Origin of the sequence: Sporosarcina thermotolerans (assembly GCF_030067815.1) — a bacterium.
In the GTDB taxonomy this organism is placed as follows: Bacteria; Bacillota; Bacilli; order Bacillales_A; family Planococcaceae; genus Sporosarcina; species Sporosarcina thermotolerans.
Map to the genome: position 1 here is coordinate 3,329,981 of NZ_CP125968.1, position 22,277 is coordinate 3,352,257.

Annotated in this window: 19 protein-coding genes and 4 pseudogenes; 8 read left to right on the top strand and 15 right to left on the bottom strand. The window is 41.7% G+C overall.

Annotated elements, in window-relative coordinates; genetic code table 11:
- Positions 1–39 precede the first annotated feature (39 nt).
- The 7 genes and pseudogenes from QNH10_RS18675 to QNH10_RS18705 form a co-directional block, all read right to left on the bottom strand.
- Positions 40–810: an ABC transporter ATP-binding protein gene (locus tag QNH10_RS18675; protein WP_283732760.1), complete on the bottom strand. Its 771-nt coding sequence runs from the start codon at positions 808–810 to the stop codon at positions 40–42.
- Positions 800–1,791: pseudogene (locus QNH10_RS18680) on the bottom strand (FecCD family ABC transporter permease). Before QNH10_RS18680 ends, QNH10_RS18675 begins: the two are co-directional and overlap by 11 nt.
- 17 nt (positions 1,792–1,808) lie before the next feature.
- Positions 1,809–2,686, bottom strand: a pseudogene (isdE, locus tag QNH10_RS18685) (heme ABC transporter substrate-binding protein IsdE).
- Positions 2,687–2,710: 24 nt separating this feature from the next.
- Positions 2,711–3,682, bottom strand: a complete 972-nt coding sequence (locus QNH10_RS18690) for an NEAT domain-containing protein (RefSeq protein ID WP_283732761.1) — start codon at positions 3,680–3,682, stop codon at positions 2,711–2,713.
- A gap of 74 nt (positions 3,683–3,756) precedes the next feature.
- The gene (locus QNH10_RS18695) at positions 3,757–4,665 is read right to left on the bottom strand and encodes an S-layer homology domain-containing protein (protein ID WP_283732762.1); all 909 of its coding nucleotides are present in this window, start codon (positions 4,663–4,665) and stop codon (positions 3,757–3,759) included.
- A 32-nt stretch (positions 4,666–4,697) separates the two neighbouring features.
- Positions 4,698–5,219 (bottom strand): NEAT domain-containing protein, encoded by a 522-nt coding sequence (locus tag QNH10_RS18700; protein WP_283732763.1) that lies wholly within the window; start codon positions 5,217–5,219, stop codon positions 4,698–4,700.
- Between the two features lie 3 nt (positions 5,220–5,222).
- Positions 5,223–5,825: an NEAT domain-containing protein gene (locus QNH10_RS18705; RefSeq protein WP_283732764.1), complete on the bottom strand. Its 603-nt coding sequence runs from the start codon at positions 5,823–5,825 to the stop codon at positions 5,223–5,225.
- Between the two features lie 264 nt (positions 5,826–6,089).
- Between QNH10_RS18705 and QNH10_RS18710 the strand changes: the two genes are divergently transcribed.
- Positions 6,090–6,257, top strand: coding sequence for an acyltransferase (locus QNH10_RS18710; RefSeq protein WP_283732765.1), 168 nt, complete (start codon positions 6,090–6,092; stop codon positions 6,255–6,257).
- Positions 6,258–6,333: 76 nt separating this feature from the next.
- Here the strand turns inward: QNH10_RS18710 and QNH10_RS18715 are convergent, their stop codons facing one another.
- Positions 6,334–7,719 (bottom strand): S41 family peptidase, encoded by a 1,386-nt coding sequence (locus tag QNH10_RS18715; RefSeq protein ID WP_283732766.1) that lies wholly within the window; start codon positions 7,717–7,719, stop codon positions 6,334–6,336.
- A gap of 438 nt (positions 7,720–8,157) precedes the next feature.
- Between QNH10_RS18715 and QNH10_RS18720 the strand changes: the two are divergent.
- Positions 8,158–8,378: pseudogene (locus QNH10_RS18720) on the top strand (TM2 domain-containing protein).
- A gap of 156 nt (positions 8,379–8,534) precedes the next feature.
- Here QNH10_RS18720 and QNH10_RS18725 read toward each other — a convergent pair.
- From QNH10_RS18725 to QNH10_RS18745, 5 genes are all read right to left on the bottom strand, one after another.
- Positions 8,535–8,741 carry an alpha/beta hydrolase family protein gene (locus QNH10_RS18725; RefSeq protein WP_283732767.1) on the bottom strand — a complete coding sequence of 69 codons (207 nt, stop codon included), beginning with the start codon at positions 8,739–8,741 and terminating at the stop codon, positions 8,535–8,537.
- A 26-nt stretch (positions 8,742–8,767) separates the two neighbouring features.
- Positions 8,768–9,772, bottom strand: coding sequence for a S9 family peptidase (locus QNH10_RS18730; RefSeq protein WP_283732768.1), 1,005 nt, complete (start codon positions 9,770–9,772; stop codon positions 8,768–8,770).
- Positions 9,736–10,332 (bottom strand): TolB family protein, encoded by a 597-nt coding sequence (locus tag QNH10_RS18735; RefSeq protein WP_283732769.1) that lies wholly within the window; start codon positions 10,330–10,332, stop codon positions 9,736–9,738. The genes QNH10_RS18730 and QNH10_RS18735 overlap by 37 nt, the downstream gene beginning before the upstream one ends.
- Positions 10,333–11,073: 741 nt before the next feature.
- Positions 11,074–12,417 carry an S-layer homology domain-containing protein gene (locus QNH10_RS18740; RefSeq protein WP_283732770.1) on the bottom strand — a complete coding sequence of 448 codons (1,344 nt, stop codon included), beginning with the start codon at positions 12,415–12,417 and terminating at the stop codon, positions 11,074–11,076.
- 167 nt (positions 12,418–12,584) lie between these two features.
- Complete coding sequence (locus tag QNH10_RS18745; protein WP_283732771.1) at positions 12,585–13,013, bottom strand: VanZ family protein; 429 nt, start codon at positions 13,011–13,013, stop codon at positions 12,585–12,587.
- Between the two features lie 219 nt (positions 13,014–13,232).
- Between QNH10_RS18745 and QNH10_RS18750 the strand changes: the two genes are divergently transcribed.
- The 4 genes from QNH10_RS18750 (at position 13,233) to QNH10_RS18765 (ending at position 16,421) form a co-directional block, all read left to right on the top strand.
- Complete coding sequence (locus QNH10_RS18750; protein WP_283732772.1) at positions 13,233–13,880, top strand: GGDEF domain-containing protein; 648 nt, start codon at positions 13,233–13,235, stop codon at positions 13,878–13,880.
- A 35-nt stretch (positions 13,881–13,915) separates the two neighbouring features.
- Positions 13,916–14,686 (top strand): S-layer homology domain-containing protein, encoded by a 771-nt coding sequence (locus QNH10_RS18755; protein WP_283732773.1) that lies wholly within the window; start codon positions 13,916–13,918, stop codon positions 14,684–14,686.
- Positions 14,683–15,561, top strand: a complete 879-nt coding sequence (locus tag QNH10_RS18760) for a DUF4855 domain-containing protein (protein ID WP_283732774.1) — start codon at positions 14,683–14,685, stop codon at positions 15,559–15,561. Before QNH10_RS18755 ends, QNH10_RS18760 begins: the two co-directional genes overlap by 4 nt.
- A 143-nt stretch (positions 15,562–15,704) precedes the next feature.
- Positions 15,705–16,421 (top strand): 3-ketoacyl-ACP reductase, encoded by a 717-nt coding sequence (locus QNH10_RS18765; protein WP_283732775.1) that lies wholly within the window; start codon positions 15,705–15,707, stop codon positions 16,419–16,421.
- Between the two features lie 285 nt (positions 16,422–16,706).
- Here the strand turns inward: QNH10_RS18765 and msrA are convergent.
- Positions 16,707–17,365: pseudogene (msrA, locus tag QNH10_RS18770) on the bottom strand (peptide-methionine (S)-S-oxide reductase MsrA).
- A gap of 96 nt (positions 17,366–17,461) precedes the next feature.
- Entirely contained in the window at positions 17,462–18,598 is a 1,137-nt protein-coding gene (locus QNH10_RS18775) for a plasmid pRiA4b ORF-3 family protein (protein ID WP_283732776.1), read from the bottom strand.
- Positions 18,599–18,893: 295 nt separating this feature from the next.
- Between QNH10_RS18775 and QNH10_RS18780 the strand changes: the two genes are divergently transcribed.
- Positions 18,894–21,407: a hypothetical protein gene (locus QNH10_RS18780; protein WP_283732777.1), complete on the top strand. Its 2,514-nt coding sequence runs from the start codon at positions 18,894–18,896 to the stop codon at positions 21,405–21,407.
- Between the two features lie 166 nt (positions 21,408–21,573).
- Positions 21,574–22,170 (top strand): hypothetical protein, encoded by a 597-nt coding sequence (locus tag QNH10_RS18785; protein WP_283732778.1) that lies wholly within the window; start codon positions 21,574–21,576, stop codon positions 22,168–22,170.
- Positions 22,171–22,277: the final 107 nt, after the last annotated feature.

A 22,277-nucleotide genomic window follows, 5' to 3' on the forward strand; every position in this document is an offset into this window, starting at 1 on the left:
AAGGAAGCGATCCAAATATTGTTCGCTTCCTTTTTCACCTTAAATCCCAACTGGAACGATATACATCCCCGCTTGCTCATCATGCTTAACGACCACTTGCACGCCGTAGATCTCATTAATCGCATCAGCAGTTATAACATCCGCAGGGGCACCTTTCGCGGCAATCTTCCCGTCTTTCATCGCGATGATTGTATCGCTGAATTGGATTGCCTGGTTAATATCATGCAAGACCATGACGATTGTGATACCGTGCTGTTTATTCAACGAGCGAATGAGTTCAAGCAGCTCATATTGATAATATATATCGAGATACGTCGTTGGTTCATCCAAAAACAGATAGGGCGTCTTCTGGGTTAACGCCATGGCGATCCAGACGCGCTGCATCTGTCCACCGGATAACTCGTCAATCGGCGTCTTCCTTTTATCAAGCAAGTTGGTGCTGGTGAGTGCCCATTCAACCGCCTCTTCATCCTCTTTCGTCGATGAAGAGAAGAGATTTTTATAAGGGATCCGGCCGTAAGCTGTCAGCTTCTCCACAGTCATATCGGACGGGGCATTGTTTTGCTGATGGACGACGGCAAGCCTTTTCGCAAGTTCTTTTGGCTTGAAATCGGTCAACGACTTGCCGTCCAAAACGATTTCCCCCTCTTGAGGGCGATGGTGATTCGACAGGACACCAAGCAATGTTGATTTCCCGCATCCATTCGGACCGATGATCGTCGTCACTTTCCCAGTTTCGATAGCGCCGTTCACACCATGCAATGTATTCAACTTTTTATCGTAGGAAAACGTGACATCTTTAATTTCCATAAATACGATCACTCTTTCTCAACAAGAATATGAGGAATGGTCCACCGATTACCGCGACGATGATTGATGCGGGGATTTCATTCGGTGCAATCAATACACGTCCAAGCGTATCCGCAAGCAGGACTAAAAGCGCTCCAGCCAATGCGGAAAAAGGAATGAGCACCTTATGGTCATTGCCAACGAGCGTCCTCCCGATATGCGGAACGAGAAGTCCGACAAACGCAAACATACCCGCAACCGCCGTCGCGACAGATGCAAGCAACACGGCTATCAACGCAATAACGAACCTTGCGAGATTCACATTGACTCCCAAACTCTTTGCGGTTTTATCCTCGAGCGCCAAGTAATTGCACCATTTATAAACAAAAAGGAAAGGAAAATCCCGATACTTCCATAGAGCATAATTACGTCTACATCGCTCCACTTCTTCATTGTCAACGTCGAAGTCGCCACCTGGCTCATTGACTGCGTAAGCCCTCCTCCGCTAAACCCAATCGCCTGGCTAAGTCCAGTGAACAGCGCATTGATCGCAATACCGATTAAGATCATCCGTAGCGGATCAAGTCCCGATTTCCAGGACAACGAATAGACGAGTAAAAACGCAAGCGCCCCGCCTAAAAATGCAAATAACGGCACGAAAAAGAACAATGTCGGAAAAACTGCAATGAGCAAAATGGACATGAAACTGGCACCGGCAGACACCCCGATGATACCGGGGTCAGCAAGCGGATTGCGCATGACCGCCTGCAGCAGCGCCCCAGCTACCGACAAAGCCGCACCCGCAAACACCGCTATCAAAATTCTTGGGAAGCGCAGATCCTTAATGATTTCAACGTCATCATTTGTACCTGTCAGCAATCCGTGCATCAATTCAAACGGCGTAACCGTAATGCTTCCCGTCAATGCCGATTTCACGAAAACAATTGCCAACAACGCAATAACGGCTATAAAACTGATCGTTTTTTTAGTTAACCAAGACATATTTCAACCTGCCTTCTTCATTCAGGAAAAAGCATTTTCTGCAACTCACCAAGCGCCTCTACCGCCGCCAAGTTGCCTGTCGTACCGAATAATTGCTCCTTCAGGTCGTAAACACGACCATTCTTCACGGCATTAAAATGCTTCCATACATCATTCGAATTGAATTCCTTATCGAACATATCTATTACCTGCTCGGGCATTCCGTGCGCGGCCCTCAAAATGATGTCCGGATTCGACTGCTGTAAATATTCCGTATTAGAGGATAAAAACTCTACATCCTCGCCAGTAATCACATTCACGCCGCCAGCGCGTTTCACAAGGTCACCAATATAGGAATGCTCAGTTGCAACCAAATAACTTCCAGGAATCCCAAGCAGAATCAATACAGTCGGCTTCTCTTTCCCTTCAGAAGCTGCTTCGATTTCAGCAACCTTCTCCTCGAACTGAGCTACTAAGGCTTCTGCCTGCTGCAAGCGATCGTATTTCTCACCGATGCGCAAGATTTCTTCATGCATTGCGTCGATACTTTCTAAATTCGCATACGTCATATTGATACCACGTTCATCAAACATCTCTTGCAAATCATATTTCAACGTTGTCACTGAAAAGATTTCCGTCGGTTTCAATGAAAGAAGTGTCTCCATATCTGGGCTCATCGGATTGCCGACCTCTTTCGCATCGGCATATCTTTCAGGCAACTCTTTATAGCTCGAAGGTACGCCAACTAAATCAATCTCAAGCGCATCCATAATTTCAGTCAATGCGACGGTTGTCGCAACAATCCGATCGCCTTCCCTACGTGCGGCGTCTGTCCGACAACTTTGTCGTTGTTAGATGAACAGCCCGCTATAATTACAAGGAACAACAATCCGACTAAGCCGATTACCTTTTTCATTTCTGTACAACTCCTTGCGCGCACTTATTTACGAGCGCGTTTCTTCATAACTGCAAATGCAATGCCGCCTGCTACAACTGCGAATATCACTACAAGCACGATGAACAAGGACTTGTTCGAACTATCCTTTTCAACGACAACCTCGTCTGCAACAGCCTCTTCTTGCGCAGTTTCCTCTATTGAAGCTTCTTTTAGTTCATCCGCGGATTCTTCAAGTTCTTCTTCCACTGTTAGTAGTTCATCTTCTTCGTCTTTCAATACATCATCAGATTCTTCCGAGTCAACTTCATCTTCCTTTGTCAAAGGCTTCTCCGACTTCTTGTCTTTTTCAGTCTCGGTTTTATTTGCCGTCTCGGTTTTATTCACAGTTGGTTCATTCTTGGAAACTTCTTTTTTCTCGACTGGTTTTTCAGTCTTCTGTTCAGTAGACTTCTGCACTGGCTTAACTTCATTCTTCACTTCGGGTTTCGCTTCAGGCTTCGTTTCCGGTTTCGTTTCCGGTTTTGTCTCCTTAGCAGGCTGCGTCACTGGCTTTTCAACAGGTGCCGGTGGAATGGAAGATGTGTTGAAAACAAGTCGGATATCATATTTATTGTCATATCCCTCTAATCCTGGAATCCCCGTTACAATGATGTGAATTTTCGCGTTTACTGTTTGTGAAATGTCTTCAACATCAAATTTGACGATTCGTTTGTCGTTCGCTTCGCTCACAACCTGCACATCTTTTCCCTGAACCTTAAAGTATTGCCACCATGAACTATTGTTCAATGTGACAGTTACTGTCGCCTTGCCATTCTGCATTTTCACTTTTGCAGGACTCACCATATAGTCAACAGTCGCCGATTCTTCATTCGAATTTGCCTTTAAGACTGAGAAAGGAAGGGTATAATCACCATCAGCGTATGTCGTGCCCGCTGCATGCATTTGACCTGTAATAGGAATTGATAGTGCAAGCAGCAACGCAATTACCATCGAAAAGAGTGTTTTCTTTTTCATCTTAAACTCCTTTATTCATATACAGACAACGCCGGCTGTCACTGTAGGTGCGACGCCGGCAATTGAATGTAAAATTATTTAATTACTTCAAGCATTTTGTAGACCATTTTAGAAGCATGTGCACGAGTTGCGCTGTCTTTAGGTTGGAACACCTTCTTGCCGTCTACAGTGCTTCCGTCAATGATGCCAAGGCCAGCAGATAGTGTTACAGCTGTTTTAGCATAGTCATTGATGCGACCAGCGTCTGCAAATACTACATTTGTATTAACATCCTTAAGAACGGATGCATTTTTGTATTCAATTGCGCGAATGATCATTGCCGCCATCTGTTCACGCGTAATCTCTTCATTGGGACTAAATTTGCCATCGTTTTTCCCTAAAACGATGCCTGCACGGTTTGCAGCTTCAATTTCTTGAACAATCGTTTTCATATCTTTAGTAACATCAGAGAATGTACCTGTAGCTTCTTGTGTTGGAAGTTTCAAGGCACGAGCAATTACCATTGCAAATTGAGCTCTTGTAATCTTATCGTCCGGAGCAAAAGTTTCTGCTGTTTTCCCTTTAAGGATTTCTTGTTCAGCAAGTGCTACAATATATTCTTTTGCGAAAGAATTATTGATGTCTTTAAATGAAACAGGAGCTTTCTCAGCACCTACCGGCGTGATTGTTTTTGTATCAAATGCAAGGCGCACTACATGATTACCTGTATAATTTGCTGAAGCAACATGAACAGTCACTTTCGCATTCATGATTTGATTAAGGTCCGCCACTTCAAATGAAACCGTGCGGATGTTTTCTTCTACATTCACCGCTACAACTTTCGCATCAATGAATTCACCGTTTTGTTCCACTTGGAATCCTGTAACTTGTTCATTATTCGTCAATTTAACAGTAACGATATTCTTACCGTCTTTCACAGTCAATGTTGCATTTGTTTCCATATGTCTTGCCATGCTAGAAGCTTTATCTTCCTTTTCATGCAATGGCGTGAAGTCAATTGTATAGTTGCCTTCTTTTATAGTAGTTGCTGGTTTATCTGTTTCTTCCTCTTTGACACGTTTTCTTTATCAGCAGGTACATTGCTTCCGTCAAATTGGAAACGGATATCATGTACTGTGTCATATGTGCCCATTCCTGGAATTCCAGTAACGATAATATGAGCTTTCGCACTCAGTATCTTTTTAACATCTTTAATTTCAAACTTAACAAGTCTTGTTTTTGCTTCTTCATCTTCACTAACAACTTCAACAGCAACAAATTCATTGCCATCTTGGATTTTCATAGATTGCCAGTATTGGCTATTCAACAATGTCATATAGGCAATTGTCTTTCCATCCTCAATTTTGATTTGTGCAGGACTTTCCACATGTCGCCCAGCAGCCGACACTTCGTCTTTATCTGCTTGAAGTACTGTAAATGGAAGTTCATATGTTTGCTGGTCTTGCGCATTCACTTCAGCCGCGGCTGATGGTAGTGCAGGCACTGCTGTAAACAGTACAAGAATAGCTGTTAAAAGCATTATCAAATTTTTCTTCATTCTTTAACTCTCCTTTGAGTTCTTTTTCTTAGATCGCAACAATCGGAATGCTACAACAGCAACCACTGCAATCGCTATGTAAATAAAAGTATTTCCTGTATCGCCTTCGGACTCGGTTTCACCTAACCAACCCGTATCCGTCATTTCAGCGGAATCAAGATTGATAGCAGCCCGGACTGTATAGGCATGGTTGTAAGCCGGCTCCATTTCCTCAATTTCAACACGCATTTTTAGCAGAAATGGCTCTGAAAGATCACTATCAATCTTAAATTCAACGACGCGTAAATCCGCTTCATCATCCCAACCGATAACATTTACATCTACGAAGTCATCGTCATTCTGCGCTTTTAACTCCTTCACCCAGTTGCTATGATTCACGGTTAACTGCATGTATGCGTCTCCGTCCTTCACTTTAAGCAACGCAGGTTTCACAAAATAATCGTTTGCAATGGACACGGAGTCACTATCGGCTTGCAACAACTCGTATTCAACCGTATAAAGGCCATCATCCAAAGAAGCCGCAAAAGCGCTCGTTCCATTCACTATAAAAAAGAAAGAAAGCAGTAACATAACCGCCAAATTCTTAACTATTTTGCTATTAGCCAACCCCTCACCTCTTCCAATGAGAACAGTTATCATTACCTCTCCAATAATATCTCACAAACTATTAATTTAACAGGCATTTTCTCAAGCTTCACATATCGTTCACAAAATAATGACAAGTAATTGAAGCACGATGGGTTCTATTTGCAATATTTCTGTTTACCTTTCCGCCACACATTAAATAACGCCCTTGAATACTACCATCCTCATAATTCCCAATGAGTTGTAATAAATTAACTAACAACAAAATTCCAGGGGGAGGGTAATTTGAATTTTGACAGTTTACTCGATAAACTTTTAGGGCAACGTGAACTCATCCATGAAGTAGAATGTGCTGTTTGCGGTGGGTTTGAGGCTTATTATCGTGATCCGTTTACTAAGGAGAACTTGGGGCGAGCATGTGAATTTTGCGGAGAACTTCAAGCATTTGATTAAGCGTCGTACCTATCGGATAATAAAAGCGGGAGGTCAACCAAGCCTTGCCAGGTTGACCTCCCATTTTCTTGACCACCTATTCAACAACTACCTTCAAGTAAATCCCATTTCCCATCATAACCCCGGACTTATCCTTCCACAGAGGGTGTACGACCAATAAATAATCTTTACCCGAAATCATCGGTGAAACGGGCGTTACTTCCACTGTTCTTCCGTCCTTTACGGCGACACGGACTTCAGCTTCTTCTCCACCAAGCTCAATCAATTGAATTGCACGTTCATCCAAACGGCTCCAATCCATATCCTTGCTCATGCGAATGGTAAATGTCTTTGTCGTTTTCACATTTTCCATTACCGGAAATGGCGAATAGCCGGCAAACTTATATAGAAGCTGGTCATAATGTGCTGTATTCACTTCTTCATTGGTAGCCGTCACTACGTCTGGCGTCACACCGACTTTATCAACGGCAATCCCCTTTGGTGAAAAAAATCGGGCAGTCGTCAATTTCAAAACGCTTCCGTCCTGGAAAGCAAACATTGATTGCGCTGTGCCCTTACCATAGGAAGTTTGTCCGAAAATCTTCGCAGCATTTTGTTCTTTCAAATTAACCGCAAGCATTTCCGACGCACTTGCACTATATTCATTGATTAGCAATGACACGGGACTCTTAATCTTTATTTCCTGATTAACAGAACGATAGATTGCCGGAGTCTTATTTTTCTCTCGAATTTGGAACGCCTGCGACACATTAGGGAAAAATCCCGCGATTTCCTGTGCGGCCGTAATATAGCCTCCACCATTATTCCGGATATCTAAAATTAAACCATCCGTGTCGCCAAGGGTATTAATCGCCTCAGCCATCTCCTTCGCTGAATTAGTCGCGAAACTATTTAACCGGATATACCCGATATTCCCACCAAGCATTTCCGATTCGACCGTCGGCAAATGGATTTCCGCACGTTTAATCGTCTTTGTAATTGGAAGGCTATTTCCGCGTTCAATCGTCAAAGTGACTGACGTATTTTCCTCTCCACCAATCAACGGAACTACGGCTTGGACAGATTTCCCTGTTAACGATATTCCATTCACTCTGGTGATCACATCGCCCGGAAGCAGACCCGATTTGAAAGCGGGACCATCCTTTATTACCGAAATCACCTTTACGCCCTTATCACTTTCCTCCAACACAACGCCAATCCCAACGATACGCTGCTCGATTCCGTTAATAAAAGCCTCATATTCCTGTTTCGTCATATAGATTGAATGCGGATCCAGTCCATCAACAATCTCTTTTGCTGATTCTTTTAAGAGAACATCATCCGGAACCTCGTCAACATAATATTCTTGAATCAGCTGTCGAATCGCATCCAACGGCTCCGCTGCTGCCGCCTGAGTAAACGGCATCATGACAAAAAGGAGTGTAAGTAGTGCAATTAAAGGCTTCATAGGTCTTTTAATCAAGTCGATATCCTCATTTCTTGGTGATGTTTCTACTATTATACTAATTCAATTTACAATCGCACATCTTTTTTGTTTCATACTCTTCCGAATTTATAGTGTATTTTGTATTACTGAATGATATGATAAATTATAACTATGGGATAATTTTTGAAGGGGGAATAAATTATGATAAATTGTTATATACATACTGATGAATTGTCAGTGGGGACTTGTGTTGGTTGTGGCAAATTCATCTGTGCAAATTGTAATACTGAATTAAAAGGGAAAAATTACTGTAAAAGTTGTGTAGATGAACTTTTTGACGATAATAAGAAAAAAATTGAACGGTTAGAAGATAATATGAACAATAAACAGCCAATGGTATTTATGAACGCTGGCGGTGGTTCATCCTCTTCTAGCTCAAGTGCAGCCACAGCTGTTAGTAATGATGGTGGATATATGAGATATACTAAAAGTAAAACAGCGGCAGGACTTTTAGCAATCTTTTTCGGCGGACTAGGAATCCACAAATTTTACTTGGGTAGATGGGGATGGGGATTATCTATCTATTATTTTGTTGGACGTACATTCCGGCTTTAATAGGACTTATAGAAGGTATTATCTATCTTGTATCAAACCCACATAACTTTGCAAGAAAGTATGAACCAGGATATCGCTGAAAGAATATTAATTTCGAATCTCCTTGGTAATGGCAATGAATCAGTAATTGAAATATACTTAGGCTGCTCTTAAAACTTGGATGCAGCCTATTATTGTTTTAATGAACAGGATGCTTTTAATGAAAAAAAGCCAACCATAAAGGTCGGCCTAATCCCTTAAACTTTCAGCCCCGCATAAAGATACCGCTCAAAAAACTCAACTGTCTTCGTGTGCATTGTAATATGATTTTCTATCTTTTCCGTCTGATGGCCTTCATCTTCGAAAATGACCATCTCAACTTCCCTGTCCAGTTTTTTCAGATCCGCAACAATCTGCTCCGCCTCGCTGACCGGAACGCGTGAATCATTCCTTCCATGGAACACTAATAAAGGGGCAGTGATTTTATGCGTTAGATTGATCGGCGCGGTTTTTCTTCGAAGAAATCACTATGTTCTGTTAGCGTTCCGTACTCATACTCGCGCAAGTACCTTCTCCATACACCAGTATTCGTTAGGAATGTTTTTAAGTTCGACATACCGACGATATCTACTCCCGCTGCCCACAAATCCGGATACTGAGTCAACGCGGACAATACCATGAATCCTCCGTAACTTCGACCCATGATGCCAATTTTATCCGGCACTACTTGATGGGCATCAACTAAAGCCCCCGCCAAACTTGCCAAATCCGCCACAGCATCAAGCCGCTTGTCCGCATCATCCAATTTCAAAAAAGTCCTACCATACCCGTTGCTTCCGCGGATATTCGGAACCGCCACCGCGAATCCTTTGTAAACAAGATATTGCAAAACAGGGTTATACTCGGCTCTCGACTGCGCTTCTGGACCGCCATGAACGTAAATTACGGCAGGCTTTGACTGATCGCCATCCTGGTTATAGAAGAAGTAAGGAACCTCCAAACCATCAAAGGATTTATAGGAATAAAGTTCAGGCTCCCTCCAATAATCGCCGACTGTTTCCGATTGCCCGATGAACGTCTGGCGCTCCACCTTTTTCGTAGATACTGTATATTTCCAAATATCTCCCGGGTTCGTCGGAGTTTTCATTGTGAATAAAAATGAGTCATTCGCCAGCCACGACATTGAACCGATAACACCGTCAGGAAGCGAATCAATCAGTTCGTAAGTTTGGGTTTTCGGGTAATAAATCCCGAGCCTCGTGATGCCGCCTTCATTAAGTGTAAAAGATAACGAGTCGCCATCAGGTGAAAGTGCAATTTCCTCCATATCCCACTTCTCCCAATGAAGCAACTTTTCAAGATGTCCAGGGTTATCCAGCGTGAACTTGCATAAATGAAGTGTATCTTCATTCGTATCCGTAAGGACATATCCCTCGTCATTCCCGACCCTCGGCGAGTTCATCCGAGCAAGCACATCTTCATTGCCAAGGCGCACTTTCTCTTTGTCCGGGTATTTACGAGATAAATGATTCGATCAATATTTGTCTCCATCATGCTGACAAATAGGAATTCATTATCAAGCCACCCAAGCGGGGTGCAATTCGCATCATGTGTAAATACCTGCTCCACTTCCCGAGTTTCCACATCGATAATAAACACATCGAACTGACCAGGATGACGACGGTTGCTGGAATAAGAAAGATAACGACCATCCTTCGACCAACCACCAACATAATGGAAATGATCCTTCGATTCCACAAGAACTTCCGGATCCTTACCCGTCGGTCCCACAATATACAATTGCTGCTTTTCATTCCCCTTACTGTCAATCCCGACTACCGTCCGATCACCGGTTGGCGAATGATACACGCTCAAAACACGGTCATGCGTCTCTATGAATTGAACCGGCTCCCCATTTGAATCTAACTTCCAAACTTGCGGAATCCCCGTGAGTTTCGATAAAAATGTAAACGTCCCCGTTCCCGGAATAACCTTCGCTTCATACGCAGAATTAACTTTCAGAAAATCCAACAATACCTTTTCTTCATCAGACATGTATTCTCCCCCATTCACTTTCTAAATAATTTCAAGAGTCTATCAATTCTATAATAGTTTACCATTCATGGGGTGATAGTCACAACCTAAAGCACCACAAACAAAAAAGAGCCAGCTAATAATGACTTCCCGTTGACACACCATGACTTCCCATAGAACACCTATAACTTCCCGTTAACGCACCATGACTTCCCATAAAACATCGATAACTTCCCGTTAACGCACCGTGACTTCCCATAGAGCATCGATAACTTCCCGTTGACACACCATGACTTCCCATAGAACATCAATAACTTCCCGTTGACGCATCATGACTTCCCATAGAACATCATTAACTTCCCGTTAACGCACCATGACTTCCCATAGAACATCTATAACTTCCCGTTAACGCACCATGACTTCCCATAGAACATCTATAACTTCCCGTTGACACACCATGACTTCCCATAGAACATCAATAACTTCCCGTTGACGCATCATGACTTCCCATAGAACATCATTAACTTCCCGTTAACGCATCATGACTTCCCATAGAACATCTATAACTTCCCATTGACGCATCATGACTTCCCATAGAACATCATTAACTTCCCGTTAACGCATCATGACTTCCCATAGAACATCGTTAACTTCCCGTTGACGCATCATGACTTCCCATAGAACATCATTAACTTCCCGTTAACGCATCATGACTTCCCATAGAACATAAAACCCCTCGCCATCGGCAAGGGGTTGTCCTGATTACTTTTTCAATTGTTCCACCCGGTGAATGAAAATCGCCATATCTCCACGTGTGATGGAGTTGCTTGTACCAAATAGCGTCTCAGTTGTTCCCTGGGTGATATTGTACTTCACAAGTGCTTTTACGGCAGCACTATATTTGTCTGACACATCATTGAATTGAATAGTTGTATCTGCTCCGTCAAGTTTGTAAGCTTTCGAAAGAATCAAGGCCATTTCGCCTCGTGTTAGCTCGGCATCCGAACCGAAAATCGTTTTCGATTCGCCTTCCATAATTCCTTTTTCGACGAGTATATTTACTGCATTCGCAGCACGTGCCGGTACATCTTTAAATCCTGCATCTTTTACAAATGTCGTGTCTAAATTCAACGCCTTCACGACCAAGACTGCAGCATCCACTCGCTTAATTTTCGCATAAACACCAAATTCAGTTTTGGAAAATCCTTGTGTAATTTTATTTGCCACAAGGTAATCGACAGCTGCTTTGTATCGATCCGCAACATCTAAGAATGCAAGAGCCTGTGTCGGCCCAACATTATCTTTCGGTTCAGTCTCATTATCTACCGTTCCGAACAGTGCTTGGAGTGTATAAACTCCCGTGCTATCGCTATAACGAACCTGTTCTACTCCGATAAAATAAGTCCCTTTTTCCAAGTTAGCAAGCTGACTCAGCTTAGAAGGCTCGCCATTCTTACCGCCTTTAACCTGCTCACTGAACAATGCTTTTCCATTGCCATCGAATAACGAAATATTCACTTCATCTAAATAAGAGCTAAAATTCAACTTCAGCTTACCTGCTGTCTTCAACTCTACTTTGAAGAAGTCCGCAGTATCATTCAAGCTAATGAAACCACGAAGGGGCTCGGCATCGAGTTTTAAATCCTTTGCAAGTTCAATCGCATTATTCGGCTCAAGTTCCTGATTTTTAGCAGGAATAAACTTATTCGTCACCGTAAAAATACCTGATTCTTTTTTAATATACGCACCGTCACTAATTTTTATAAGATAGGTTCCCTTCTCCAAGTCGAGCGACTTGATCCATTTGGAAGCCTCAAGCAACGTTCCATCATACGATTTATCTTGATAAATAATATTCCCTAACATATCTTCCAGCGTAATTAACGTAATATCGATACGCGAATCTACGCTGAGTGTCAATGTCCCGGATTCTTCTAAAGGAAGCAAATAAGTATTCTCTTTACCACCAGGAATAATTTTCCCTGTTTCGGCGCTATTTGGAATAAAAACAACTTGCTCATTCGCTTTCGCAATATGATTGGTCAAAAGCGTCAGCGCAAAAACCGTCAGTAAAAGCGCTAACTTGCGCAGTACTCTATTTTTCATTTTGTCTCCTCTTTCTATTTAGTTTTCTATTAATATAGTATACCATCAAATAGTGTCGGAAATAGTAGAATTTTGAATGAAAAGGTAATATACCCTCCCAATAAAAAAACCCCTTCATTTGCAGAAGGAGTATCATTTACAAATTATTTCCCCACGGCGTAGTGGGTTTACGCTTCACTCTGCCTAGTAATAATATATCCCCTTAATAGGAAATGACAAACCGCAAAACTTACAAATATCCCGATAAAATCTATCCCAACATCATAAAACCTTCCATTCCTCCCGAAAAACAACTGCATGATTTCTGTAATCAAGGCAAAAACCGTACATATGATCAATGATTTCTTTTCTTTTTGGATTGATGAGAGAACTAAAATATACATGATTCCAAACGCAGTCATATGGCCGAATTTCTGAATCCAAAAAAACCTGCTCGTCCAATTAAAGTCGGTTGTGATCAACAGATCTGCGAATGTCGGGTCGAATAATGGGGTGAAGTGAATAACTTGATTATACAAAAATGCATGAGCGCTATATGTACAACCTGCGACCAATATGAAGAATATCCAAATTAACGTCAGTGTCCGTGTAAACAATAGAAGAACCTTCCTTTCAACGATAACGTTGAAAACAGCATTGACCAATTTAGTGGGTTTTATATAGAGGGGAATTTATTTTTGGGGATAGTCCCGGCTACCTTATAACGTATACCACCATCAATTAACCTACATTACCTAAATATACTTATTTACTCCTACACAGCCATATTTTCTGTGGTATTATACCTTATGAATATATGAAAACAGGTGAAATTCTTGAGATTTAATGGTCGGATCATTGCGATTGGGGTCGTCGGTTTATTTAATGTAATGCGTTATTTTTATTATCATCAGTATCTAAATTTACCTTTTAAAGCGGATTTTTTTATTTTAACTACATTTTTCTTAATCATAGCCTTGTGGGGTGGGAAACAGTTTGATCGGGTTAAGTATTTCTCTGAAAAAGACCCTCTAACAGATACTTTTAACCGGCGGACGATTGAACGGTTTTTTCAAAGAAACGCTAAAGTATGTGATAAGAATGGTAAAAAGTTAGGCGTTATTTTAATCGATATTAATGATTTTAAAGCTATCAACGATACATACGGTCACCATAAAGGCGATGAACTGTTGACCGAAATCGCTACAAGCCTGAAAAAGTCAGTTGATAAGAAGGATTTGGTCGCAAGATGGGGCGGCGATGAATTCTTGATTCTTGTACCTAATTGTACAGATGGGTTTAGAGCGGAATATATTAAAAATCTTCACCAAGCTTTTGAAGAGCACTTGGACGGTTTCCCAACTGTAAGGGCATCAATAGGATTTTCGATATATCCGGGAGACGGACAAAATTTCCAAGAATTAGTACAAAAAGCTGATGAGGCAATGTATAGAGATAAAAAAGATTGTGCGCAAGCGGTCTAATTTCAACTAAAATAGCAACAAGAAAGGAAGAAACAATGAAACCACTCAAACTTTTTACTGCATTCATACTTAGCTTCTTTTTATTGGCAAATACCGCAGCCGCTCAAAGTTTTCAGGATGTCCCAACAGATCATTGGGCGCATGATGAAATTCGCTTTTTGACGGATAAGCAAGTCATACGCGGATTTTCGGATGGTTCATTCAAACCACTTACTGTTTTAACGAGAAAAGACGCGGCTGTCATGCTTGTGCGTGCTCTAAAGCTGCCAACTATCCAGCAGCCACAAGTAAAACCCGCTGATTTGAAGCCGACGATGGGTGGGTATTCGGAAATGATGATAGCGGCGAATAAAGGTTTCTTCACCGTTACAGGAAACCGTTTCAACCCGAATCAGCCACTCACTCGCGATGAGATGGCTAAGGCGCTCGCCGTTGCATATGGGTACAACGGAAAAGGCACTTCTTTCTTTAAAGATGTGGCGAAGGGCAATCCATATTACAAGTTTATCGATGGGATTGCAGAAAATGGAATCACGACAGGTTATTCAGACGGTACATTTAAGCCGACTGTCGCCGTTAACCGGGCACAGTTTTCGACATTCCTCAAACGCGTCTACGATAAACCACATGAATATAGTGTGAAAAAAGATGGACGCATTTTAAAAACTTTCACGGATGAGACTGCCGCCATATCGTATGCAGTGAGCCAGGCCGGTTCGACAGTTCATCCGGTCAGTAATTCACTAATGAAATATGAGCAAAGGCCTGTCAACTTAAAGGCTACGGGAATAAAAATGGTGTTTTGATTTACAGCGGTTCTGAAAAAGAGGCATTCGACAAGGACTTCTATGCACCTTACCTTGCCAAAGGGGACTCGACCTTTTTCGATACATTTATAGTTATGGGTAGACAATATCCTAATGGGGAATTTCAAGAAACTCCTAAAAACCTTGCGAATTACAGTGACTGGAAATGGTTTGCAGATAAACTTTTCTCACCTTCTGGCCCATTACGCCCATTGAATGAAGCTGCCGTGGAGGCAAATAGAAAAGCGAAAGTCTATATCGGAATTCCATATCCAAAACGCAATGGTAACTTGATTGACCTAAACGGTAAAAAGCTGCCCAACACACTCGATAATCGCAAACAAATGGTGAACTGGTACATTTCAACTGTCGAGCAGCAGTGGAAGCGCGCAGGATTGACCAACTTAACACTTACTGGATATTACTGGGTGAATGAAACCGTAATTCATGCAGATGACGAACTGTTAGTTACGGATACAGCTGCAGCTATCCATAAACTGAATAAGAAATTCATTTATGCGCCACATGCACGCACGACTAATTTCGGTAACTGGAAATACTACGGATTCGATGGTGCATACTTGCAGCCAAACACCTTCCGACTAAACCTCGGTGATCCGAAAGCAAAGCTGCATAAAGCTTTTCTCGAAGCGCAAATCAAAGGAAGCAGCATCACATTGGAAATTGACACCTATTCCCCACATCAAATAGGAGCCGGCTTACCAAACTTCGAAACCTATTTGGAGTTTGCAAAACGCTATGATTTACAAGGCTTCCTTCTCTACCAAGGGACGGAAATGGTCTATCGGATGGGCACGATGAAAAATGATGCATATCAAAAAGCGTATGAGGAATTATGGGACTTTATGGAGTAAGGATTGATTTGAAGGAGCCAATTTCCAATCGGAAACTTGGCTTCTTTTTTCTTCTGACCGAACTTTCCCATAAATCGTTTCTATAGGATGAAGTGTGGCTGTTTGTTATACTACATGTCAATGTAATGAAAGGAGATTTGATTATGCAAAATATATCTGGCAAAAATGCGATTATTACTGGGGCTGGGCGTGGAATCGGTCGTGCAACAGCAATTGCCTTCGCGAAAGAAGGCATTAACGTAGGTTTAATCGGGAAAACTGCTGCCAACCTTGAAAAGGTCGCTGAAGAACTAAGTGAATTTGGTGTAAAAGTTTCGTTTGCTGCTGCAGACGTGTCCGATAATGAATCCGTAATCGCTGCTGTCGAGCATGTAAAATCGGAGCTTGGACCAATTGATATTTTAATTAATAATGCCGGAATCGGTAAATTCGGCAAGTTCCTTGAACTCACTCCTGAGGAATTCAAACAAATAATCGATGTCAACTTGATGGGCATGTACTACGTCACACGCGCAGTGCTGCCAGAAATGATCGAACGACAAACAGGCGATATTATCAATATCTCCTCAACAGCTGGGCAAAAAGGTGCGCCTGCTACAAGTGCATACAGCGCTTCGAAATTTGGTGTATTGGGACTCACAGAATCACTTATGCTTGAAGTCAGAAAGCACAACATCCGCGTGACGGCATTAACACCAAGCACAGTGGCAACTGACTTGGCAATCGAAGGGAATCTCACTGATGGAAACCCTGAGAAAGTCATGCAACCTGAGGATCTTGCAGAAGTAATGGTTGCACAATTAAAGCTACATCCAAGAATCGTACTGAAATCGGCTGGACTTTGGTCGACAAATCCTTAATAAATTGGAAAAAGACCCTGATTGGGTCTTTTTTTTTTGATTAGTTCTCGTAGAATCGCTTTGACTTCCCATTGAACGGCGAAGACTTCCCATGGAATCGCTATAACTTCCCATTAAACACGGGTGACTTCCCATAGAAGCACTATAACTTCCCATTAAACACGGAGAACTTCCCATAGAAGCACTATAACTTCCCATTAAACACGGAGAACTTCCCATAGAAGCGCTATAACTTCCCATTAAACATGGAAGACTTCCCATAGTAACACTTCATCTTATCTACCGTCACCATTTCATTTGCCGGAATAGATCCGACAACACCCTTTTAGCCTCCACATCAATTTCCCAATCTGCAATCTCCTCCAGCAAACTATCCTTAGATCGGAAACCCTTAACAAATCCATTCAAGCGGGCGGCAAACGTAGAGTCTAAAAGCTCGTCCGCCCCACGATAAAGCCCTCCCAATTGCTCCAATGCCTTCGGATATCTCTTCAAATAATATTTCTGATGACGTTCTTCCGCTAACGTAAAGCCTGTAAGCTCTGCTATATCTGTTTCAATCGATTCACCAAGTTCCTCTTCCATTTCCCGCTTCACTATCTCAGCAAGCTCAAGCTGTTTATCGTCATGACAACGTAGTAAAGATAAATACTGCCGCCCTTTATATTGATCGCGATTCGGATAATGATTCCTCCAAAAGTGTCGTAGGACATCCTCATACCGCAAAATCTTCGGGTCAAAATCAATCTCCACAGTCTCCGTATGATTGCCCATTTGCCGATAAGTCGGGGACGGCGTTGTCCCGCCCGTATAACCGACCCGCGTCCGAATTACACCTGGTAAACTTCCAAACGGGCTTCTGGTCCCCAAAAACAACCCATTCCAAACGTAGCGGTCTCCAAATCAGACTTATAAAGCCCTTTTTCAATTGCTTCAATCCCCATATGGATTCACCTTTCCTCGGAGCTTTTTCCTGATCATATTATTAAACACTGAGCCATTTCTCCATCCAGCCCCTGAATGAACCCAGCATTAACAACCTAATATCTCCTCAATCTCCCATTCACCAATCCCATATCAAACTCACGGTACAACTGCATCCTTGCCCAACTCTTCATAGACTCATATTCGGGATTTGAGGGATCGCTCATGATTTTCAGGAAATTATCAAATCCAGGCTCACCTCCGCAATCTTCCGGTGGTGCTGTTCCCTCACCTTCTAAACAAACTGGTGATTGGAGATCATCCCTTGTCACAATCTCTTCGATGAAAATTTCGTGCTTCCATTCATCACCATAGTCGTAGATATATTTCATATAAGTATGTGGTGGAATGAAATCGGTAAGCAGAAGTCCCTTTTCTAACTTCACTTCAACATCACCCGAGTAGGCAACCGCCTCTTCATTCATTACAATATTCAACATCGGCCGGTATCCATACGAAGTGTAGGTTGGCGAGTGTTCAAATTCAGGTTCATCCGTTTTTGATTCATCATATAAGTAAAATTCATGCAAATGATAATCATGCCAGTCGAACGCAATTTGCAAAATCCGGTGCATCTCATAAAATGAAGTGTCAAGCGGTACTAACAGCCTTCTCCAAATGGAGTGTTCCCCCAATTGCATCGAGACTTTCATGACAGCAGCTCTTGTTTTAAAAACCGGGCCTTCAACAAGAGATTTCAAGTCCTTGAATAATTCCTTATACGGGTAAGTGGATGGTGAATTTCCACCACCGCCCAATAACCGGCTCGCATTCTTGCTTACATTCGTATTGATTAGCAACGCCTTGTCCATTTCCCGAGAATAAAACCAAACATTATCAACGGCTTTATTCAGTCTTGCAACCAGTGAACGGTTTTTCGTTTTATGAAACGTTACAGCCCCTGCCGCACTAATATATTGTTCGATAACCTCATCGCTTAAGCGCTCCGACTTGAATGTTTTCCGAATCGCTTCCACAATCAACCCATCCAAGACTTTCAAGTCCTTCGCTTTTAATCCATACAAAACAATCGTGTATCGGTTGTTGTCATTCATCAGCACAATGGTTTTCCGTCGATCAATGACGAGCAAATTTGCATGCCACGAAAAAAGTGGATTTTCTTCTTCACCCGTATCCGCTTCCGGCTTAAACGGTATTTCGTCAAACAGCTTTTTCGTCGAATGAATTCTCATTTCTTCACGCCTTTCACACTTTTCATTTAGCCATACTGTAAGTGTATGGAAGTGAAGAGGATACTTCAATCGTTGAATCTCGCCAGGGTCTTACATTGTGATGCGAAACATTAATATTGCAGCGCATTTACGTTGCGATACATAACAACGCCATCCCTTTTAAAAAGACACTCTTATTCCACTTTTCATAAAAAGATATCATTGAACACCTTTAATCTTAGGAATATACTATTATATATAAATAATAAATCAAAAGTCATGTTATTGACTCTTTTGATTTGAAAGGTGTGTCGAAATGGAAGAATTCATTGTCATGCAAAGACCTATCAGCTTTTCTCCAGAGGAAATACTATTTCACGAATTACGTTCGCAATACGAACAGTTGGCGATGGAGTACGCGGACAAATTTGAAAAGGATTATGCTCAATTCAAAACGATTGAAAATGTAGTTCAACATTCAATGGATACTGCGATGAACTATATGGCGGAGGTAGCTGAATTTACAGCTGATCTGCTTCGGGATTGGAAGATCTACACGGTTGATGAAGAAATTTTTTTCAAGCACTACATATCAATTGATAATTTATTGGATGGCTATGATTTTGTCTGCGGTGAGTATGAAAAAATCATTGATAACGCCAAGGAGTTGAATGCGTACCGGACGGCTCGCAGGGAATATCGCGGCAGAATTTCCGGTGGTGGTTTTGGCCTGGAAGGGGCAGTCAAAGGAATGGCTACGGCCGGTGCACTGAACTTGGCAACGGGTGTGCTACATGGCACATTTAATATCATTGGAAGCATCGGTTCTGCCATGGCGAATAGTGTTAAAAAGGGCAAGCTTTATAAGAATCCCGAGTTATGCAATTCTTTAGTCAATGGCCTGTACATAGATATTCTTGATTTATACAAACCAGTTATTCAGATTATCAATGAAGAATTAGGATATGGTCTGAAGGAAGAATTTACAGAACTCGATTACCAACGTAAAAAAGGGTTGTTATCCAATATTGAGCGGATTTCTTCGGAGGAAGAACAAAAATCAGTTCTTATTGATTTATTGAAAATTGATCCGACTGACTTTGAAATCTATTTAAAAGTCCTTTCGATTACGGGAGATCCTGACGGTAGTTTAGGGAAAATGGCCGATAACTTCGGAGTGCCGCTTTTTAATTATAAGATGAATCAACTTTTTGATATCGTCGAGCAAGCGGATATCGAAGACGAAGAAGACGCCGAATTTATTAAACAAAAGATTTTACAACACTCTTTTACTTTCGGAATAGACGAGGAAAAATTGGAACCCATCTACAAGGAGTTAGAGAACAGAATCGAGAAATTTAAAAGGCTCGACTTTGACTATCTTATCGAAGCCGAGGCTGGAGAAGTCGCTCATTCATCAAGTGATGTTAGGGAGATTATCCACGAATTAATGGAAAGCCTTCCAACTGCACAGCGAGAATTATCACTTCTATTCGACGAAGCGATTACCAAATGTTCAAACGCTCTATCTCATTTGACAGAAAACGGACTTGAACAGGGTGAATGGGGGATTTTCCAAATGGATGACAGCCCATTTGGAAACGGTAAAGGCGGGATTTTATTGACGAATCGCCACCTTTATTACAAAAATACCTTTAGCAAACCAAAGCAGATACTATTAGGTTCTATCGAAAAAATCACAAACAGCAAAGATGAAATCATCATCAATGATCATGATAAAATCCAGATTGTATCTATTAAACGAGACACGTTATCTAACTACGTCAGTTTCCTTATCAAAGTAGTTGCTCTCATTTCCAAAACGTATAATATTCGCGAAGAGCAATCGGCATCGGATCAATACGCCGCCATCAAGAAAAGAATCATTTCGATCAAGGAAAAGAAAGTGCGTGAAAAGCTTTTCCTACCGAATGAAAATCCGAAGGCCTATGCAAATGCTATCCATGAATATGTAACACTTAGTCAGAACGAAGAAATTCTTATTCTTTTTGACGACACAATCTGGAGTACCGCAAAAAAAGGATTTGCAATAACCAATCATCGCCTGCATCTTAACTTAAAGGAAAATAACCGCTCTTTCCCATTGACAGCTATTGAAGAGGTCGGCTGCAGAGGCGAGTCCCACAACAAACATATCGTCTTATTAATGAGCAACGGAGAAGAGGTTATATGCAAACCAAGCATTTTGGAAGCTGTTTATTGGGATGACTTACTTGAACCAATTGCAGATGCAATCTTTGATTTATCAGATATGATTAACGATGAACCTGAGAATATCGAATTAATGGAACCAACTGAAACGGAAACTAATGAAGAAATAGGCTATGAAGAGACGGTAATAGACACACGCGAAGAATCCGTTTTGGAGACAATAGCTCATACAGCAACTATTGTTGAAAAACCGATAAAAACAAAAAACTTCGCAAAAAAGGTTGAAGGATTCTATCAATCTTTAAATAAAAACATAGAGGGGTACTTCTACCCTTGCGACAGAGACGATACCAAATCACAAAAAAGGCTCAAAGGAGCTTTAGGCTCGTATGCCAAACTTTCAACGGAAGAAACACCTTATCTACTTTTCGATAATACGGCATTCGGAAGTGCCAAAGACGGTTTCCTACTGTCTAATGAAGCCATCTACTATCACAATATGTGGAGCAACAGTGGTCGAATCGCCTACGCAGACATTGAAGACATCGAATTTAAAGGAAATCTTTACATCAATGGCAATGAAATTCAACTTGAATTAATCGGTAAGAAGTATCGCCCTGAATTAGTCGATCAACTGAAACAGCTTATTTTAGGTTAATCAAAAACCGAGCCCTTCTGACAGTCAAAGACGCTATTTTGTTCGAATTTGAACGAAATAGCGTCTTTTCTGTTTGTATACTTACTCAATTGCACTATTAATCCGAAAAGTATGTTCATCCTTCTGCCTCAATGTTAAAATAAAGATTGGAAAAGGGGGATTTAATTTGAAAAAACAACTAGTATTCATGGCTGCCCTGCTTGCTTTCGTTTTTGTTCTCAGCGGCTGCTCATCGGACAATAAAACGGTAGATAAAAAAACGGCCGAAGCAATTGACATATCCGAGTACTTTCCGTCTATTGGCATGACGCGGGAGTATATCCATTACGATACGGAAGGACAAACGGTAGAATCAATTGAAACAGTGAACGTATCGACCGACTCTGAGGGTAATGATTCAGTATACATCCATGAAAAAGGCGGAGTGACTACCGAAACAATCAAGGAATACATAGTTAGCAGCGAAGAAGTTAAACTCGTCTACCTCATCAATACGTTAGGGAATAACGAGACAGCTGTCGTCGAACTTGCGAACAAACCGAAATGGGACAAGAACGATGCCAACAAATCCGTCGGTATGATGACTGCGACTGGCTTAACAATGGAAGTCCCAGCTGGGAAGTATAATGAAGTAATTGAAATCACAAGCGTTATCCCAGAAGATAAAGAGGGAAAAACAATCCATTATTATGCACCGGAGTCGGCCTTATTAAGACCGTATTCAGCTTTAAAGACACAAAGGACTTCATTTTTAACGAGTTAAAATCTGCGAACTGATTGTAAAGGTACCTGCGCGCGACACATTTATGACAATTCAACATAGTGAATATTAATTCAAAAAGAAGCCGATCGGTCATTGACCAGATCGGC

Bases quoted from the DNA above. Each gene is read 5' to 3' on its own strand.
- QNH10_RS18775 (WP_283732776.1), bottom strand. From the start codon at position 18,598: ATGAGAATTCATTCGACGAAAAAGCTGTTTGACGAAATACCGTTTAAG.
- QNH10_RS18675 (WP_283732760.1), bottom strand. From the start codon at position 810: ATGGAAATTAAAGATGTCACGTTTTCCTACGATAAAAAGTTGAATACA.
- QNH10_RS18780 (WP_283732777.1), top strand. From the start codon at position 18,894: ATGGAAGAATTCATTGTCATGCAAAGACCTATCAGCTTTTCTCCAGAG.
- QNH10_RS18700 (WP_283732763.1), bottom strand. From the start codon at position 5,219: ATGAAGAAAAATTTGATAATGCTTTTAACAGCTATTCTTGTACTGTTT.
- QNH10_RS18690 (WP_283732761.1), bottom strand. From the start codon at position 3,682: ATGAAAAAGAAAACACTCTTTTCGATGGTAATTGCGTTGCTGCTTGCA.
- QNH10_RS18765 (WP_283732775.1), top strand. From the start codon at position 15,705: ATGCAAAATATATCTGGCAAAAATGCGATTATTACTGGGGCTGGGCGT.
- QNH10_RS18740 (WP_283732770.1), bottom strand. From the start codon at position 12,417: ATGAAAAATAGAGTACTGCGCAAGTTAGCGCTTTTACTGACGGTTTTT.
- QNH10_RS18735 (WP_283732769.1), bottom strand. From the start codon at position 10,332: ATGTCTGATGAAGAAAAGGTATTGTTGGATTTTCTGAAAGTTAATTCT.
- QNH10_RS18755 (WP_283732773.1), top strand. From the start codon at position 13,916: ATGAAACCACTCAAACTTTTTACTGCATTCATACTTAGCTTCTTTTTA.